Genomic DNA, 15,384 nt, shown 5'->3' with positions numbered 1-15,384 from the left:
CGGCGGCTTTCAGGTCGGGCTGTTCCGATCGCGAAAGGCTTCCACCATCAACGGGTTAAGGCCGAGTTCTGTCAGCGCGTCGCGGGCGCGCGCATTGTCGAGCGCGCGGCCGGCGAGCCGGTGGCCGCTGAGGCGGTCGGGCAATGCGGTCAACAGCGCGCCTTGGCCGAGCCGCCGCGCCCATTCCTGCAGGTCCTGCGCCAGGAAGCGGTAGCCGCCGACGGCCATGACGCCGGACGGCGGCGCAGTGATGTTGATCGCGCCGGTCACGCGGTCGAGCCGTGCCGCGTAATCCGTATCGACGTAATCGCGCGGCGGCGAGGCGATCAGGGAGTCGCTCGGCGGCGGAGGCGGCGCATAGGCCGCGACCGGCACCATCGGCCCGCGCAATCCCAACGTGCCACGTGGCGTCAGCAGGATCTCGCCGGCGATCGACGATCCCGGCAATTCGCGCGGCGCGCCGTGGAGGCCGGGCTTGATCAGGGCCGGCGAGCCGTCCTCCGCGATCCGGCGCGCGCCGAACAATCCGGCCTCGCCGAACAGATAGACATCCGTCAGCGTCGCTTGTTGCGCGGTCCAGCACGCGCTGGAGCCGACCTGTTCCGGTGTGCGCCACAGGCCGATGACATTGCGCAGGCTAGGCATCCGCGCAGCGAGGTCCAGTTCGTCCAGCCTCAGCGCCAGTTGGGCAGGTGCAATCAGCGTGTCGCAGGCTTGTTCAATGATCTGTTGTTCCAGCGCCTCTTCGTCGAACGGATGGTGCAGCACCAGCGTTCCGCCCGACAAGAGCCAGATCGCCAGCGACGAGGCGAGGCCGGCAAACGACATCGGCGAGAAGGCCGACAGGACAGTTGCGCCCTGCGGCACGTCGCTTTCGAGCGACATCGCAAGGCCGCCGGCAATCAGGCCGAGATGGGCGCGCGGGACCGGCCGGAAGCCGTCCGCGGTGACATCGAAGGAAATCAGCGCCGCCTTGCGGCCGTCCTGGATCACGGCGCGCGTGGTCAGGGATTCCCGGAAAATCGCATTGTCGAGCGAGGCCATGCCATCGGGCAGGTCGCTGCCGAAGCCGCAGACATGGCGGATCGAGAACGCTTCGGCGGCGGCGTTCATGGCGATGTCCGAATAGATCACGCCGTCGATCCTGCCCGAGGTCACGATCCCCCGCGCGGCGGTGCGGTTGAGCGCCATGGTCAATTCCGACTGCCGCCAGAGCAGCGGCAGCACCGCGACGACGAGCCCGGCGCGGAAGGCGGCGAGCACGGTGAGCGCGAATTCGATGGTGTTGGGCAGTTGAACCGCGATCACCGAATTGGACGGCAAGCCGGATTCGATGAAGTGCGCGGCCAGCGACGAGATCATGCGGTCGGCCTGCGCGAAGGTAAGACGCTTCGGGGGCTGGCCGGTGATGCGCTGCTTGTTGAGGGGATCGACCAGCGCCAGCGCATCCGGCTGTCGCGCCAGGTTCCGTTTGAACAACGTATCGAGCGTGGGCGAAGCGGTGGGCTGGGTCACGGTGTTACTTCGGCTCTGTCACGAGGGTTGCACAGTTGGTGATTCATTTCGCTTCCGGCTTCTGCCACCAAGTTTCCGGCAGATAGCCCGTCAGCGCGGTCGCTACAGGCCGTTCTACCCGATTCCATCGCGCTATCCATTGCTCCGGCACGTTAATAACGGGGATAGCGTAGAAGCCCGACATCAGGGCGCGGTCGAGTGCTCGCACGGCGGACACGAACGCTGGACGCTCGCGCGCCTCGAGCAGCGCCGCAATCAGGGCGTCAATGGCGGGCTCCTTGGCTCCCATGTAATTCCGCGTGCCGGGAATGTCGGCGGCCTGGCTACCAAAGTAGAAGGACTGCTCGTTGCCGGGGGACAGCGATTGATCCCAGCGGTTCTGCAGCATATCGAACTCGTAGCCGAGCCGGCGCTGGTCGAACTGCACGGGATCGACCGCGCGAACGCTGGCCTCGATGCCGGCGCGCTTGAGGTCGCGCTGATAGGCCAGCGCAATCCGCTCCTGATCGCGCGTCGTCACCAGGATTTCGAAGGTGAGCGGCGTCCTCGTCGAACGCTGCCGCAGCACGGTTCCATCGAGATCGTAGCCGGCCTCAGACAATAGTTTCAGCGCACTGCGTAAGGTCGTGCGATCGCGGCCCGATCCGTCGGTGACGGGCAGGCGATAACTGCCGTCGAGAATATCCGGCGGGATGCGCTCGGCGAACGGTTTCAAAAGTTCGCGCTCGCGCTCGTCGGCGGGACGGGCATAGGCGGATAGTTCGGAGCCTGCGAAGAAGCCCGCGACGCGCGCATAGAGTCCGAAAAAATAATTGCGGTTGATCCACTCGAAATCGAACAACAGCGTCAGCGCCTGCCGCACCCGGATGTCCGAAAACACCGGGCGCCGGGTGTTGAACACCAGGAATTCCGACGGCTGCGGCATCCCGGTCTTGATGGTATCGCGGATCACTTCGCCGCTGCGGGCCGCCGGAAAATCGTAGCCGTCGTGCCAGCGCAGCGGTTCGTGCTCGACGCGGAAGTCGTAGAGGCCGCGCTTGAACGCCTCGAACTGGCCGTTGGACTCGCGATAGAAGTCGAGCCTGATCTCGTCGAAATTCCACAAGCCGCGATTGGCCGGCAGGTCGCGGCCCCAATAATCGGGATTGCGGGTCAGCGTGACGCTGGCCCCCGGCTTGACCGCGGTGACGCGATAGGGACCGGAACCGATCGGTCCGGTCATTGTCGTTTCCTCGAACGTCGCGGGATCGACCGCGTGCCGCGGCAAGACCGGCATCAGGCCGAGGATCAGCGGCAGCTCGCGGTCATTGGCGCCGCCAAAATCAAATCGCACCGTGCGCGGATCGGGCGCCTCGGCCTTTGCGACCTTGGAATAATACTGGCGGTGATTGGGACGGCCCTTGTCGCGCAGCAGCTCCCACGAAAACAGCACGTCCTCTGCCGTGACCGGCTTGCCATCGGCGAAGCGCGCTTGGGGGTCAAGGTGGAAGGTGACGTAGCTGCGCGCGTCGTCAGTCTCGACGCTTTTGGCCAGCAAGCCATAGAGCGTGAAAGCCTCGTCATTGCCGCGCGCCATCAGGCTCTCGACCACAAAGCCCCTGATCTGCTGAACGGCGATACCGCGGACGATCTGGGGATTGAGGCTGTCGAAAGTTCCAAGGAGGCCCCAGACCAGCCGGCCGCCCTTCGGCGCATCGGGATTGGCGTAGGGCATATGCGTGAAACCGGGGGGGAGGGCTGGCACGCCGTGCATCGCCAGCGCGTGGCTTTCGGCCGCCTTCGCTTCGCAGAACGGCCCGGACGGCGTTACACCCAGCGCGAGGGCGATACATGCCAACACACGCAGGCGGATACGCCCGGAGACGGTCACAGGCGGGCAGGGATTTGATTCGAAAATGCGCACCCGAAAGCTTTACCATAGGCTTTGGCCTCGGCCTGCGAGGAACGCCAAAGATGCCTGTCGGCATTGATCTTTTCGTCTGCCGCTGTATTGAAGGCGGGCAGTTGATGATGGCGGGAACACCTGTCACGTATCCGCCTCAATTGCCAACGAGACAGCCGCCCCAGCGCGGCTAGGTGTCGGTGCCTGTAGCGGTTTCGGGCGCTGCGGTTCAGAAAGGGTTTTCCGCAATGAATTTCGGTATCTTGGCCGGGTCGATCCGGCCGCGTGGGCAGATCTTGGCCCTGTTGGCGGCCTCGGCATTGTCGGCAACGTTGATCGCTTCGGGTGCGCAAGCCCAGCAGCCCGCGCCGGCGCCAGGCGCGACCAAGTTGGCGCAAGCGCCTGCGCCGGCTCCAGCGGCGCCAAAAGCGCCTCCGAAGGCTGCTCCCAAGGCTCCCGCCCCGGCCGCGCAGGCCCCTCCGGCCGGCGCTCCTCCCGCCGCCGCCCAGCCGCAGGAACAGCAGGTCCAGCTGATCTACGCGCCCTGGACCAAGTTCTGCCTCAAGGGCCAGGAAGCCGGCGCCAAGCAGGTTTGCTTCACCGGCAAGGACGGCCGCATCGAGTCCGGCCAGCCCGTCATCGCCGCCGTCATCATTGAGCCGGAAGGCGAACCGAAGAAGCTCCTGCGCGTGACCCTGCCGCTCGGCATGCAGCTCGTGCACGGAACCCGGATCATCGTCGACAGCAATGCGCCGATGCAGGGCCCCTACGTCATCTGCTTCCAGAACGGTTGCATGTCCGACTACGAAGCAACCCCCGAGTTGATCGCCAGCATGAAGAAGGGCCAGAATCTCGTTGTTCAGGCGATCAATTCCAATGGCGCGCCGCTGACGCTGCCGCTGCCGCTCGCGGGTGAGTTCGCCAAGGCCTATGACGGTCCGCCGACCGACCCGAAGCAGTTCGAGGAAAACCAGAAGAAACTGCAGGAAGAGCTGCAGAAGAAGGCTGAGGAGCAGCGCAAGAAGCTCGAGGGGGGCGGCGGCGCCAATCCGGCGGCGAAGTAAGAGCCGCATCGTTCGACAAAACACAAAAGGCGCCCGAGCAGGGCGCCTTTTTTATTGCGGGCAAAGATCGCTAGTTCAGCGAAGGATTGCGCGGGCGGTAGCCGCCTGACTTGTCCTTCACGAAGATCTCGGCCACCTGCGAATGCCGGATCGGCTCGCCGGAATCGTCCGGCAGCAGGTTTTGTTCGGAGACATAGGCGACGTATTCGGACTCCGAATTTTCCGCGAGCAGGTGATAGAACGGCTGATCCTTGTGAGGCCGAACCTCCTCGGGGATGGACAACCACCACTCCTCGGTATTGTTGAATTCCGGATCGATATCGAAAATCACGCCCCGGAATGAAAACACCCGGTGGCGGACAATCTGCCCGATCTGAAATTTGGCGGTGCGCGCTTTAATCATGTCCCGTCGAATAGACCATGATTGTGGCCGATGCTAGGGGCAATAGGACGAATTAACCTTTACATCTAGTGGCCACGTCCGGCGCCATACCCCCGAAATCACTGACGAAAAGACGTTTTCGAGATGCTCGATATCCTCAACCTCGCGCTTCCCTATTTCGGCCTGATCTTCATCGGCTTTGCCTGCGGCAAGACCAGGGGCCTTCCGGAATCGGGCCTCGCCTGGATGAACTTCTTCCTGCTGTATGTTTCCCTGCCGGCGTTGCTGTTTCGCATCATGTCGGAGACACCGTTCGCCGAACTGAACAACCCGCCATTCCTGATCGCAACGACGATCGGCACGATCAGCGCTTTCGTGCTGGCGATGGTGACAGGTCGAATCATCGGCGAGCTCTCGCTGCGCAAGGCGACGATCTCCGGCCTTGCGGGTGCCTACGGAAACATCGGCTACATGGGACCGGGGCTGGCGCTGGCGGTGCTTGGCAGCAAGGCGGCGGCGCCGACCGCGCTGATCTTCTGCTGCGACAGCATTTTCCTGTTCTCGATCGTGCCACTGTTGATGGCGCTGACCGATCGCAAGCATCCCTCCTTCCTGCACGCGATTGGTGTCGCCGTGCGGCAGATCGTGCTGAACCCGCTGATCATGTCGGCTGCCGCCGGAGCGCTCGCTGCGGCGCTACAAATTCAATTGCCCGTTGCGATCGACAAAACGCTGCTGTTCCTGCAGAACGCGGCCGCGCCGACCGCGCTGTTCGTACTCGGCGTCACCGTGGCGCTGCGCCCGTTCGATCGCGTGCCCTGGGAAGTGCCCGGCGTGATCGCGATCAAGCTGCTGGTTCATCCGCTCATCGTGTTCGGCTTGATGCTGCTGTTCGGGCCGTTCGCGCAGCCCTGGGCGGCGACCGCGGTCCTGATGGCCGCACTGCCGCCGGCGCTGAACGTGTTCGTGATCGCCCGGCAGAACAATACCTGGATCGAGCCGGCGTCGGTCGCCGTCCTGATCGGGACCTTTGCCTCGGTGGTCACACTGACCAGCGTGATGTGGTTCATCCAGAGCGGACGGCTGGTGTTCCCATAAAGCGTGGCGCGGGTTTCTCGAACCACAAAATCGCGAAAACAACCCCATGCAAAGTAGAAAATCACTTCGCGGCGCGATGAGCGTAGCCCGCATGAGCGAAGCGATATGCGGGACCGCTCCCCGGGGTCGCTTCGCTCGCCCGGGCTACGGCAGTATGGTCAGCTCACGCGCTTCCAGGTCGGCGCCAATCCCTCGCGCATCGCGAGCCGCCGCAGCGGACCGAACGAACCAAGCAGGTGCATGCCGGCGGCGCGCAGCGATTGCATGCCTAAGAAATCGCTGAGCAGCGAGCGGTTGGCGACATCGATGGCAATCAGCCGGCTCGCGACGTCGGCGCGGCGGGCGGACTGATAACGCGCCAGCACCGCCGGCGATCCCGGATCTTCCCCGAGCGAGATCGCACCGCCTGCGATGTCGGCGATATCGGCCGCATCGCGCAATCCCATGTTGAGGCCCTGCGCGCCGATCGGTGGCACCACATGGGCGGATTCGCCGACCAGTGCGACGCGACGGCTGGCGAACTGGTCGGGACGCTCGATCGTCAGCGGAAACAGGTTGCGGCCGGCTTCAACCTGGACGCGGCCGAGAATGGAGTGAGACTGCCTTTCCGCGGCCTCCGACAATTCGTCATCACCGAGCGACATCAGCCGCTCGGCTTCCCTGGTTGCCGAGACCCACACCACGCTGCAGCGGTTGCCGGGCAGGGGCACGAATACGCACGGACCTTGCGTGGTGTGAAATTCGGTGGAGATGCCGTTGTGCGGCCGCGAATGGGAAATGTTGAACGTCAGCGCCGACTGATGCAGGTCGCGCCGGCTGATCCCGATTCCGGCCGCCTCGCGGGAAGGCGATTGCCGCCCGTCGGCGCCGATCACGAGCCGCGCGGCAAGCTGCTCGCCCTTGCCGGTCCAGATGATGACGGTCGCGTCCTGCGGGTCGATCGTTGCCGCCTCATCGTCAAATCGGATCAGGTTCGAAAGCCCGGCGGCACGCTCTTCGAGGGCGACCATCAGCGAGCGGTTGTCGATGTTGTAGCCGAACTGTTCGAGACCGATCTCGTCCGAGGTGAAGCGCACCTCTGGCGCGCGGATCAGCCGGCCGGTGTCGTCGACGAGGCGCATGGTCCGCAAGGCGGCCGCCTTGTCCCGGCAGCGGGACCAGACCTCCAGCCGTTCGAGCAGGTCGGTGGAAGCCCCGAGCAGCGCCGTGGTGCGGTTGTCGGCATAGGGGACGCGACGGGCGAGCAGGGCGGTTTTCGCGCCAGTCGCGGCCAGCGCGATGGCCGCGGTCAATCCCGCCGGACCGCCGCCGATCACGGCGGCGTCATAAACTTGCGATGCATCGTTCATATTGGGACAATTGACGTTCGGGGCGGCATTTTCAAGCCATCAACTGGCCGAAATGTTTCCGCCCAATCGCGCGGCGGAACGCCGCAAGCGCCGATATGCAAATCGAAGCGATTCCTGATAGCACTGCCGGAGCAATGGACCAGACAACCGAGCCAGATTCCGCACCCGCGACCAGCCGAATGCGGACCGCAGCATTCGCCGTGCATATCTTCACGGCGATGGGCGCGGGCATCGCGTTGTTGGCGATGCTGGAGGCCGTGCGCGAACACTGGGCCAGCATGTTCGGCTGGCTTGGCGTCGCCCTGATCATCGATGCGATCGACGGCCCGCTGGCGCGGAAGCTGGATGTCGTGCGGCTGCAGCCGAACTGGTCGGGCGAGGTGCTCGATCTCGTCGTCGATTTCGTGACCTATGTCTTCGTGCCGGCCTATGCCATCACGGCGAGCGGGATGCTGCTGCCGGTGGCGGCGCCAATTCTCGGCATCGGCATTACGGTGTCAGGTGCGCTCTATTTCGCGGACCGGCGCATGAAGGCGTCCGACAATCACTTCCGCGGCTTCCCTGCGCTATGGAACGCGGCGGCGTTTTATTTGTTCTTGCTGCACCTGCCACCGGCCCTGTCGACACTCGGAATAGCCATCTTGATCGCGCTGACATTCGCACCGTTTCATGTGTTGCATCCGATCCGGGTGGTACGTTTGCGCTGGCTGACCCTGTGGCTGATGGCCATCGGAGCCGTGCTGGCGATCTATACGCTCGTCTGCGATTTCAACGTGGGCGCTCCCGTCGTCGTCGGGCTTTGCGCCATCGCGGCTTACGTAATAGGAAGTGACGCCGTGATCCGGCAAATCAAGTCGTTCAAGGCATGATCGAATTATTGACGAGTCCGGAAGCCTGGGCGGCGCTGTTGACCTTGACGGCGCTGGAAATCGTGCTCGGCATCGACAACGTCATTTTCATATCGGTGATCGTCTCGCGCATTCCTCCCGCGCAGGCCAAACGCGCACGCCAGATCGGCCTGCTTCTTGCGCTGGTGTTTCGCATCGTGCTGCTCAGCGTCCTGGTGTGGCTGATCGGCCTGACGGAGCCCGTCGTCACCGTGAGAGACGTCGAACTTTCGTGGCGCGACATTATCTTGATCGCCGGCGGGGCATTCCTGATCGCGAAGGCAACGCATGAAATTCATGCCGAAGTCGAGGCGAGCCATGGCGAGCCCGACACCGAATCCAAAACCAGTGTGTTCTTCTGGGCGATCATGCAGATCATCGTCATCGACATGGTGTTTTCGCTGGACTCCATCATCACGGCGATCGGGATGGTGGAGGATCTCGAAATCATGATCGCGGCGGTCGTGATCGCCTGCGTGATCATGTACGTCTCGTCGGGTCCGGTGGCGAAGTTCGTGGCCGATCACCCGACCACCAAGATGCTGGCGCTGGCGTTCCTGGTGCTGATCGGGGTGGCGCTGGTGGCTGACGGATTCAAATTCCACATCCCGCGCGGCTATATCTACTTTGCCATGTTGTTCGCGGCGGCCGTCGAACTATTCAATGTGCTCGCCAGGCGCAACCGCAGGAAGGTCGCCAGGTAGCAGGGTTCGGCCGGGCGAGTTGACAACCCGGCGGGGATGGCTTTCGTTTGCGCCTACAAGTTGGGTGCTTCAGGAATACCGAGGGAGAGACTGTCATGACCAAGGCCGTGCGCGTGCACAAGGTAGGGGGTCCGGAAGCCCTGGTGTATGAGGACGTGGACGTGCCGGCGCCTGGACCGGGCGAGGTCCGCATCCGTCAGCATGCCGTCGGCCTGAATTTCATCGACGTCTACTTCCGCACCGGCCTCTACAAGGCGCCGGGGCTGCCGTTCATCGCCGGAAACGAAGCCGCGGGCGAGGTCGTGGCGGTCGGGACGGGCGTCACCAATTTTCACCCCGGCGATCGCGTCGCCTATTATTTCACGCTCGGCGGCTACGCCAGCGAGCGGGTGATCCCGGCGGACAAGCTGGTCAAGCTGCCCGACCACATCACCTACGAGCAGGGCGCCGTCCTGATGCTCAAGGGGCTGACGGTCTGGTACCTCCTGCACAAGACCTTCAAGGTCGAACCCGGCCACCGCGTGCTGATCCATGCCGCCGCGGGTGGCATCGGCCTGCTGGCCTGCCAGTGGGCGAAGGCGCTCGGCGCGCACGTGATCGGTACCGTGGGTTCCAAGGCGAAGGCCGATCTCGCGCTCGCCAATGGTTGCGACCACGTCATCCTCTACAACGAGGAAGACTTCGTGGCGCGGGTCAAACAGATCAGCCGCAACGAGCTCTGCGATGTCGTCTATGACGGCGTCGGCAAGACCACATTCCCGGGCTCGCTGTCGTGCCTGCGGCCACGCGGCCTGTTCGTGAGTTTTGGCAACGCCTCCGGCCCGGTACCGCCGTTCCCGCTCACTGAGCTCAACAATCACGGTTCGCTGTTTGCAACGCGGCCGAAGCTGAACGACTATGTCTCTACCCGCGCGGAACTGCTCGAAGGCGCCGACACGCTGTTCGCCGCCGTCATCAACGGCAAGCTCCACGTGCCGATCAACCACGCCTATGCGCTGAAGGACGCGGCGAAGGCGCATACGGAGCTCGAGAGCAGGGCGACGACGGGGGCTGCGATCTTGCGGCCGTAAGTCTCCGCCGCCATTGCCTGCGACAAACGCAAAGCGTTTGCGCAAGGGAGCGTGAGCGACGAAGCAATCCATGCCTCCACGTGTGGCGCGATGGCTTGCTTCGCTTCGCTCGCAATGACGATTGGGGCTAAGCCACCCTTCGTGCCGCGCCTGCCTTGACCAAAATCGCATCGAGGCAATCGATCATCAGCGATATCTCCTCGCGGGTGACGTTGAGCGCCGGCATGAAGCGGAGCGCATCGGGTTGCGGCGAGTTGATGAGCACGCCGTCCGCAAGCGCCTCGGCCACGATCGCGGCGCCGATCGGCAGTTTCAAGTCGAGCGCCAGCAACAGTCCGCGGCCGCGCACCTCGCCGAGACCATGGCGCGCCGACAGTTTCTGCAACTCGCTTTCCAGGAAAAGGCCGACGTCCGCCACTGCTTTCAGGAATTCCGGTTTTGAAACCTCCTCAAGCACGGCAAGCCCTGCGGCGCACATCAAGGGATTGCCGTTGAAGGTACCGCCCTGGTCACCGTGCTCGAAGCACGACGCATGCGCGGTCGCGAGCAGGGCGGCCAGCGGCACGCCGCCGCCGATGCCCTTGCCGAGCGTCATGATGTCGGGCTCGATTTCGGCATGTTCATAGTGAAACAGCTTGCCGGTACGGCCCATGCCGGTCTGGATCTCGTCGACGATCAGCAACAACCCGTGCTCCTTGGTCAGCGCGCGCAACGCCTTCAGGAACTCATCCGTCGCCGGCCAGACGCCGGCTTCGCCCTGGATCGGCTCCAGCATCACGGCGACCGTGTTGTCCGAGATCAGCGCCTTCACTGAATCGAGGTCGTTGAGTTTGGCCTTGCGGAAGCCCGATACTTTCGGCTCGAACAGCGGCTCGAACGCCTTCTTGCCCGACGCCGACATGGTGGCGAGCGTGCGGCCGTGAAATCCGCCTTCGAAGGTGATGATTTCGAACGCGCCGTTCTTGTATTTCGCGCCGTACTTCCGCGCGAGCTTGATGGCGCCCTCATTGGCCTCCGCGCCTGAATTGGCGAAGAAAACCTGATCGAAGCAGCTGTTCTCGACCAACGCTTTCGCAAGCTTCAGGCTGGGACCGTTGTAGAAGGCGGGGCTTGGCGTCAGCAGTAGCTTGGACTGCGCGGCGAGCGCTTCCGCAACGGCAGGCGGCGAATGGCCTAGCGCGTTGACGGCCCAGCCCTGGACGAAGTCGAGATAGCGCTTGCGGGAGTCGTCCCAGAGATAGGAGCCCGCACCGCGGACGAACACCACCGGCGGGCGAGCGGTAATCTCCATCAGCGCGTCGAACGGATGGGTAGCGTCAGTCATGTCGATCTCCTCTGGGGTTTTGGGGGAAGGGGCAGGCCGAAACGCAAGAAGGCCGCACTTTTGAGGGTGCGGCCTTCTCGAAAACGTTGCTGAACTAGTCGATCAGCGTAGTCGTCGGACACGGCGCAATCCATCGTCGCTGGAGCGACGACGCAGGCAGGCGCGGCGGTTGGTCCGGTTCAGTTTCATGGCGATGGCCCATACAGCCGAATGGCAGGCCGTGTCAAGCGGCGTCGCTTTGATCAAAACCCTGCGACGCTGCCGTGCAGATCATACTGGTCCGCGCGTTCGATCTTCGCGGTGACGATCTCGCCGACCTTCAGCGGGCGGCGGCTGGACAGATAGACCGCGCCGTCGATCTGCGGCGCATCGGCCTTTGAACGACCCTTTGCGACCGTCGGCCCGACTTCGTCGATGATGATCTGCTGCCGGGTGCCGACCTTGCGTTTGAGGCGGCGGGCGGAGATTTTCTGCTGCCGGGCCATCAGCGCGTTCCAGCGCTCCTGCTTGATTTCGTCGGGCACGGCATTGCCGATGGCGTTGGAAGCAGCACCCGCCACCGGCTCGTATTTGAAGCAGCCGAGCCGATCGATCTCGGCTTCTTCCAGCCAGTCGAGCAAATACGCAAAGTCGGAATCGGTTTCGCCGGGGAAGCCGACGATGAAGGTCGAGCGCAACGTCAGGTCAGGACATTCCGCGCGCCACTTCTGGATCCGCGCCAGCGTCTTTTCCTGGTGGGCCGGACGCTTCATGGCCCGGAGCACGTCCGGGCTTGCATGCTGAAAGGGAATATCGAGATAGGGCAGAATCTTGCCCTCGGTCATCAGGCCGATGACTTCGTCGACATGCGGGTAGGGGTAGACATATTGCAGCCGCACCCAGGCGCCGAGATCGCCGAGTTCTTTGGCGAGGTCGAAGAATTTGGCGCGGACCTGGCGGTCCTTCCACGGGCTGTCGGCATATTTGATATCGACGCCATAGGCCGAGGTGTCCTGCGAAATGACCAGCAATTCCTTGACGCCGGCGGCGACCAGCTTTTCAGCCTCGCGCAGCACGTCATTGGCCGGGCGCGACACGAGATCGCCGCGCAGCTTTGGAATGATGCAGAAGCTGCAGCGGTTGTTGCAGCCCTCGGAAATCTTCAGATAAGCGTAGTGCCGCGGCGTCAGCTTGATGCCCTGCGGCGGCACCAGATCGAGATGCGGGTTGTGGACCGGCGGCAGCGCCCGGTGCACGGCTTCCAGCACGCTCTCATATTGCTGCGGACCTGTGATCGACAACACGCCGGGATAGGCCGCCTCAATCTGCTCCGGTTCGGCGCCCATGCAGCCGGTGACGATGACCTTGCCGTTCTCGGCCATGGCTTCGCCAATGGCGCCGAGCGATTCCTGCTTGGCGCTGTCGAGGAAGCCGCAGGTGTTGACGATCACGATATCGGCGCCGTCGTGTCGCCGGGCTAGCTCATAACCTTCGGCGCGCAGCCGGGTGATGATGCGCTCGGAATCCACCAGCGCCTTGGGGCAGCCGAGGGATGTAAATGATATACGCGGCGCTCGTTCCATGTGCTCGCCTTGGGTCTGCAGCTGAATTGTTCGGAGTTGCGGTTCAAGTAATTGATCTGATAGAAAATTTCAACCACCGCGGTCCCGGCCGCGGGCCACTGCCAACGCAATGGGCCACGAGCTGGCATGGCAAGATGTACGCCTTGGGGTAGTCAATTGGCCGGCATGCAGTCACTTCGACCAAGCCGCACGGATCTCCGCATTGAGCGTTTGAGGATACATGAAGATGGAGTTGGTGAAGGTGTTAGAGGCAATTCATGTCGTATCTGTCTCTACGGGGAAGCCGCAGCAGCGGCGCGTTGCAATTCTGCAGCGCGATGACGGGCATTTTACCTTCGCGGAAGAATACTCTTACAAGTCGGAATACGAAGGTGAAATAATAGCTGAAGGTTGGCAGCGACTTCCAGCCGAAGGCATTTTCGAGAGCGCAGAACTCGCAGAGATAGCAGGTCAGTCAGCTCTTCTTAAAAGATATAAGACGCCGCCACTCTGATCATTTTTGCAGTGGTGCACCGGCAGCGGGGCTTGGCGAGGCACTTTGGCCGCAGCCGCTACTCGCGTATCCAAATCCGCCTGATTGATGCGCACGAACTAGTCCCAATTGCCCACAATTACAAGGCTTTGCCGGGGCTCCCGACGTGCTATGCATGCTGGCCGGGCCAAGAGTTGATCCATGAGCGCTGAGTCGTCGCCGAAAATCGTCATTGTCGACGAAAGCCCGATCCGGGCCGCAATCCTTGAAGAGGGGTTGCGGGAAGCCGGCTTTACCGGCGTCGTGCATATCAGCGAAATGCAGAGCCTTTTGGCGCGTATTTACGCGCTCGATCCCGACGTCATCCTGATCGACCTGGAAAACCCCAGCCGCGACGTGCTGGAACAGATGTTCCAGGTCAGCCGCGCGGTGCGGCGGCCGATTGCCATGTTCGTCGACCAGAGCGATGCGGCCTCGATCCAGGCCTCCGTCGATGCCGGCGTTTCCGCCTATATCGTCGATGGCCTGAAGAAGGAGCGGATCAAGCCGATCCTCGACCTCTGCATCTCCCGCTTCAACGCCTTCTCGAAGCTGCAGGACGAACTCGACCGCACCAAATTCGCGCTCGAGGAACGCAAGGTGATTGACCGTGCCAAGGGAATCCTGATGAAGGTGAAGGGCCTCACGGAAGATGAGGCCTATGTGCTCATGCGCTCCACGGCGATGCGCGAGAAAAAGAAGATCGGAGAGATCGCGCAGTCGATCCTGACCGCCTCGGAGCTGTTGAAATGACGACACCGCTGCATATCGGCTTCATTCCGCTGGTCGACGCCGCCGCGCTGATCATCGCCGTCGACAAGGGCTTTGCGGCGGCCGAAGGGCTCGACGTCAAGCTGGTGCGGGAAGTGTCGTGGTCCAATGTCCGCGACAAGCTCAATATCGGCCTGTTCGACGCCGCGCATTTGCTGGCGCCGGTAGCGATTGCGTCGAGTCTCGGGCTTGGACACGTCAAGGTGCCAATTGTGGCGCCATTCAATCTGGGCCTCAACGGTAATGCGATCACGGTATCGCCGGCGCTGCATGCGGCAATTATGGGCGAGATCGAGGGCGATGCCGTCGATCCCATGGCTACCGCGCTGGCGCTCGCGCGCGTCGTGGCCATCAGGCGCAAGAGCGGCGCGGAACCGCTGACTTTTGGCATGACGTTCCCGTTCTCCACCCACAACTACCAGCTTCGGTTCTGGATGGCGGCCGGCGGGGTTGATCCCGACGAGGACGTTCGCCTGGTGGTGCTGCCGCCGCCCTACATGGTGGACAGCCTCGCCAATGGGCATGTGGATGCGTTCTGCGTCGGCGCGCCTTGGAACTCGGTTGCGGTCGATCTCGGCGTCGGCCACATCCTGCATTTCGTCTCTGACATCCTGGTGCGCGCCGCAGAAAAGGTTCTCGCGGTCAGGCAAAGCTGGGCGGAAAAGAATGCGGACGTGCTGGCTGCCCTGGTCCGGGCGGCTTCCCACGCCGCCGAATACATCGAGGATCCCGGAAACCGCGCCGAGACCGCGCATGTCCTGGCGCGGCCCGACCGGATCGGCGTCGGCGCCGAGGTGATCCAGCGCACCCTCGATGGCCGGCTGAAGATTTCACCCGATGGCCAGCGGCGCGAGAGCGGCCGATATCTTCTGGTCGGGCGTGAGGGCGCCGGGCGTCCCGATCCCGCGCAGGCCGCCTGGCTTTATGCGCAAATGGTGCGCTGGGGGCAGACGGCGATGCGGCCGGACGCGCTCCGGACCGCCATGGGGGTCTTCAGGCCGGACCTCTACGACGCCGCCAAGGGGCATCAGGGCAAGCCCCCCGGCGCATCGGAAGCCATCGGCGCCTTTGCTGGCCCCGCGTTTGACCCCGGCGACATCGCCGGGCATCTGGCCGCATTTCAGATCGGCCACTGGAAGCCCTGACCGGACTCCTCAGTGAAGCAATATTCGGCACACATCCATGTCGCCTAAATTTTAGGCCAGTTGCTTCACGAGCAGCAGTGAAGCCAGCTTCATAGTTTCGAGACTTGGCTCGGAACACAT

General features: G+C 63.3%; 14 protein-coding genes. 8 read left to right on the top strand and 6 right to left on the bottom strand.

Features of this window, described 5'->3' with window-relative positions; genetic code table 11:
- Positions 1-9 precede the first annotated feature (9 nt).
- Positions 10-1,515 carry a class I adenylate-forming enzyme family protein gene (locus IVB05_RS21725; protein WP_247777878.1) on the bottom strand — a complete coding sequence of 502 codons (1,506 nt, stop codon included), beginning with the start codon at positions 1,513-1,515 and terminating at the stop codon, positions 10-12.
- A gap of 43 nt (positions 1,516-1,558) precedes the next feature.
- Entirely contained in the window at positions 1,559-3,343 is a 1,785-nt protein-coding gene (locus tag IVB05_RS21720; protein WP_247786832.1) for an extracellular solute-binding protein, read from the bottom strand.
- A gap of 302 nt (positions 3,344-3,645) precedes the next feature.
- On the opposite strand from IVB05_RS21720, the gene IVB05_RS21715 reads away from it, so the two are divergent.
- On the top strand, positions 3,646-4,461 hold the full coding sequence (locus tag IVB05_RS21715) for an invasion associated locus B family protein (protein WP_247777877.1): 816 nt from the start codon (positions 3,646-3,648) through the stop codon (positions 4,459-4,461).
- A 70-nt stretch (positions 4,462-4,531) separates the two neighbouring features.
- Here the strand turns inward: IVB05_RS21715 and hspQ are convergent, their stop codons facing one another.
- Entirely contained in the window at positions 4,532-4,864 is a 333-nt protein-coding gene (gene hspQ, locus IVB05_RS21710) for a heat shock protein HspQ (RefSeq protein ID WP_027537766.1), read from the bottom strand.
- Between the two features lie 123 nt (positions 4,865-4,987).
- Here hspQ and IVB05_RS21705 point away from each other — a divergent pair, with 123 nt between their 5' ends.
- The gene (locus IVB05_RS21705; RefSeq protein WP_247777875.1) at positions 4,988-5,941 is read left to right on the top strand and encodes an AEC family transporter; all 954 of its coding nucleotides are present in this window, start codon (positions 4,988-4,990) and stop codon (positions 5,939-5,941) included.
- 158 nt (positions 5,942-6,099) lie between these two features.
- Here IVB05_RS21705 and IVB05_RS21700 read toward each other — a convergent pair whose 3' ends face one another.
- Complete coding sequence (locus IVB05_RS21700) at positions 6,100-7,290, bottom strand: UbiH/UbiF family hydroxylase (RefSeq protein ID WP_247777873.1); 1,191 nt, start codon at positions 7,288-7,290, stop codon at positions 6,100-6,102.
- Between the two features lie 134 nt (positions 7,291-7,424).
- Between IVB05_RS21700 and pcsA the strand changes: the two genes are divergently transcribed.
- From pcsA to IVB05_RS21685, 3 genes are all read left to right on the top strand, one after another.
- Complete coding sequence (gene pcsA, locus IVB05_RS21695; RefSeq protein ID WP_247777870.1) at positions 7,425-8,159, top strand: phosphatidylcholine synthase; 735 nt, start codon at positions 7,425-7,427, stop codon at positions 8,157-8,159.
- Complete coding sequence (locus IVB05_RS21690) at positions 8,156-8,881, top strand: TerC family protein (RefSeq protein ID WP_247777869.1); 726 nt, start codon at positions 8,156-8,158, stop codon at positions 8,879-8,881. The genes pcsA and IVB05_RS21690 overlap by 4 nt, the downstream gene beginning before the upstream one ends.
- A gap of 95 nt (positions 8,882-8,976) precedes the next feature.
- Positions 8,977-9,951: a quinone oxidoreductase gene (locus tag IVB05_RS21685; RefSeq protein ID WP_247777867.1), complete on the top strand. Its 975-nt coding sequence runs from the start codon at positions 8,977-8,979 to the stop codon at positions 9,949-9,951.
- Between the two features lie 127 nt (positions 9,952-10,078).
- Here the strand turns inward: IVB05_RS21685 and IVB05_RS21680 are convergent, their stop codons facing one another.
- Both IVB05_RS21680 and rimO read right to left on the bottom strand, forming a co-directional pair.
- Positions 10,079-11,275, bottom strand: a complete 1,197-nt coding sequence (locus tag IVB05_RS21680) for an acetylornithine transaminase (protein WP_247777865.1) — start codon at positions 11,273-11,275, stop codon at positions 10,079-10,081.
- A 242-nt stretch (positions 11,276-11,517) separates the two neighbouring features.
- Positions 11,518-12,837 (bottom strand): 30S ribosomal protein S12 methylthiotransferase RimO, encoded by a 1,320-nt coding sequence (gene rimO, locus IVB05_RS21675; RefSeq protein WP_247777864.1) that lies wholly within the window; start codon positions 12,835-12,837, stop codon positions 11,518-11,520.
- A gap of 226 nt (positions 12,838-13,063) precedes the next feature.
- Here rimO and IVB05_RS21670 point away from each other — a divergent pair, with 226 nt between their 5' ends.
- The 3 genes from IVB05_RS21670 (at position 13,064) to IVB05_RS21660 (ending at position 15,264) form a co-directional block, all read left to right on the top strand.
- Positions 13,064-13,330 carry a hypothetical protein gene (locus IVB05_RS21670; RefSeq protein ID WP_247777862.1) on the top strand — a complete coding sequence of 89 codons (267 nt, stop codon included), beginning with the start codon at positions 13,064-13,066 and terminating at the stop codon, positions 13,328-13,330.
- A gap of 180 nt (positions 13,331-13,510) precedes the next feature.
- Positions 13,511-14,101, top strand: a complete 591-nt coding sequence (locus tag IVB05_RS21665; RefSeq protein ID WP_247777861.1) for an ANTAR domain-containing protein — start codon at positions 13,511-13,513, stop codon at positions 14,099-14,101.
- Positions 14,098-15,264: a CmpA/NrtA family ABC transporter substrate-binding protein gene (locus IVB05_RS21660; RefSeq protein WP_247777859.1), complete on the top strand. Its 1,167-nt coding sequence runs from the start codon at positions 14,098-14,100 to the stop codon at positions 15,262-15,264. Before IVB05_RS21665 ends, IVB05_RS21660 begins: the two co-directional genes overlap by 4 nt.
- Positions 15,265-15,384: the final 120 nt, after the last annotated feature.

The sequence above is a fragment of the Bradyrhizobium sp. 170 genome (assembly GCF_023101085.1).
GTDB lineage: Bacteria > Pseudomonadota > Alphaproteobacteria > Rhizobiales > Xanthobacteraceae > Bradyrhizobium.
Note: the sequence above shows the minus strand (reverse complement) of the source record. Positions and strands in the feature narration are given on the sequence as shown.

Coding starts and splice junctions, on each gene's coding strand:
- pcsA (WP_247777870.1), top strand. CDS start 7,425: ATGGACCAGACAACCGAGCCAGATTCCGCACCCGCGACCAGCCGAATG.
- rimO (WP_247777864.1), bottom strand. CDS start 12,837: ATGGAACGAGCGCCGCGTATATCATTTACATCCCTCGGCTGCCCCAAG.
- IVB05_RS21680 (WP_247777865.1), bottom strand. CDS start 11,275: ATGACTGACGCTACCCATCCGTTCGACGCGCTGATGGAGATTACCGCT.
- IVB05_RS21705 (WP_247777875.1), top strand. CDS start 4,988: ATGCTCGATATCCTCAACCTCGCGCTTCCCTATTTCGGCCTGATCTTC.
- IVB05_RS21670 (WP_247777862.1), top strand. CDS start 13,064: ATGGAGTTGGTGAAGGTGTTAGAGGCAATTCATGTCGTATCTGTCTCT.
- IVB05_RS21690 (WP_247777869.1), top strand. CDS start 8,156: ATGATCGAATTATTGACGAGTCCGGAAGCCTGGGCGGCGCTGTTGACC.
- IVB05_RS21665 (WP_247777861.1), top strand. CDS start 13,511: ATGAGCGCTGAGTCGTCGCCGAAAATCGTCATTGTCGACGAAAGCCCG.
- IVB05_RS21715 (WP_247777877.1), top strand. CDS start 3,646: ATGAATTTCGGTATCTTGGCCGGGTCGATCCGGCCGCGTGGGCAGATC.
- hspQ (WP_027537766.1), bottom strand. CDS start 4,864: ATGATTAAAGCGCGCACCGCCAAATTTCAGATCGGGCAGATTGTCCGC.
- IVB05_RS21700 (WP_247777873.1), bottom strand. CDS start 7,290: ATGAACGATGCATCGCAAGTTTATGACGCCGCCGTGATCGGCGGCGGT.
- IVB05_RS21685 (WP_247777867.1), top strand. CDS start 8,977: ATGACCAAGGCCGTGCGCGTGCACAAGGTAGGGGGTCCGGAAGCCCTG.
- IVB05_RS21660 (WP_247777859.1), top strand. CDS start 14,098: ATGACGACACCGCTGCATATCGGCTTCATTCCGCTGGTCGACGCCGCC.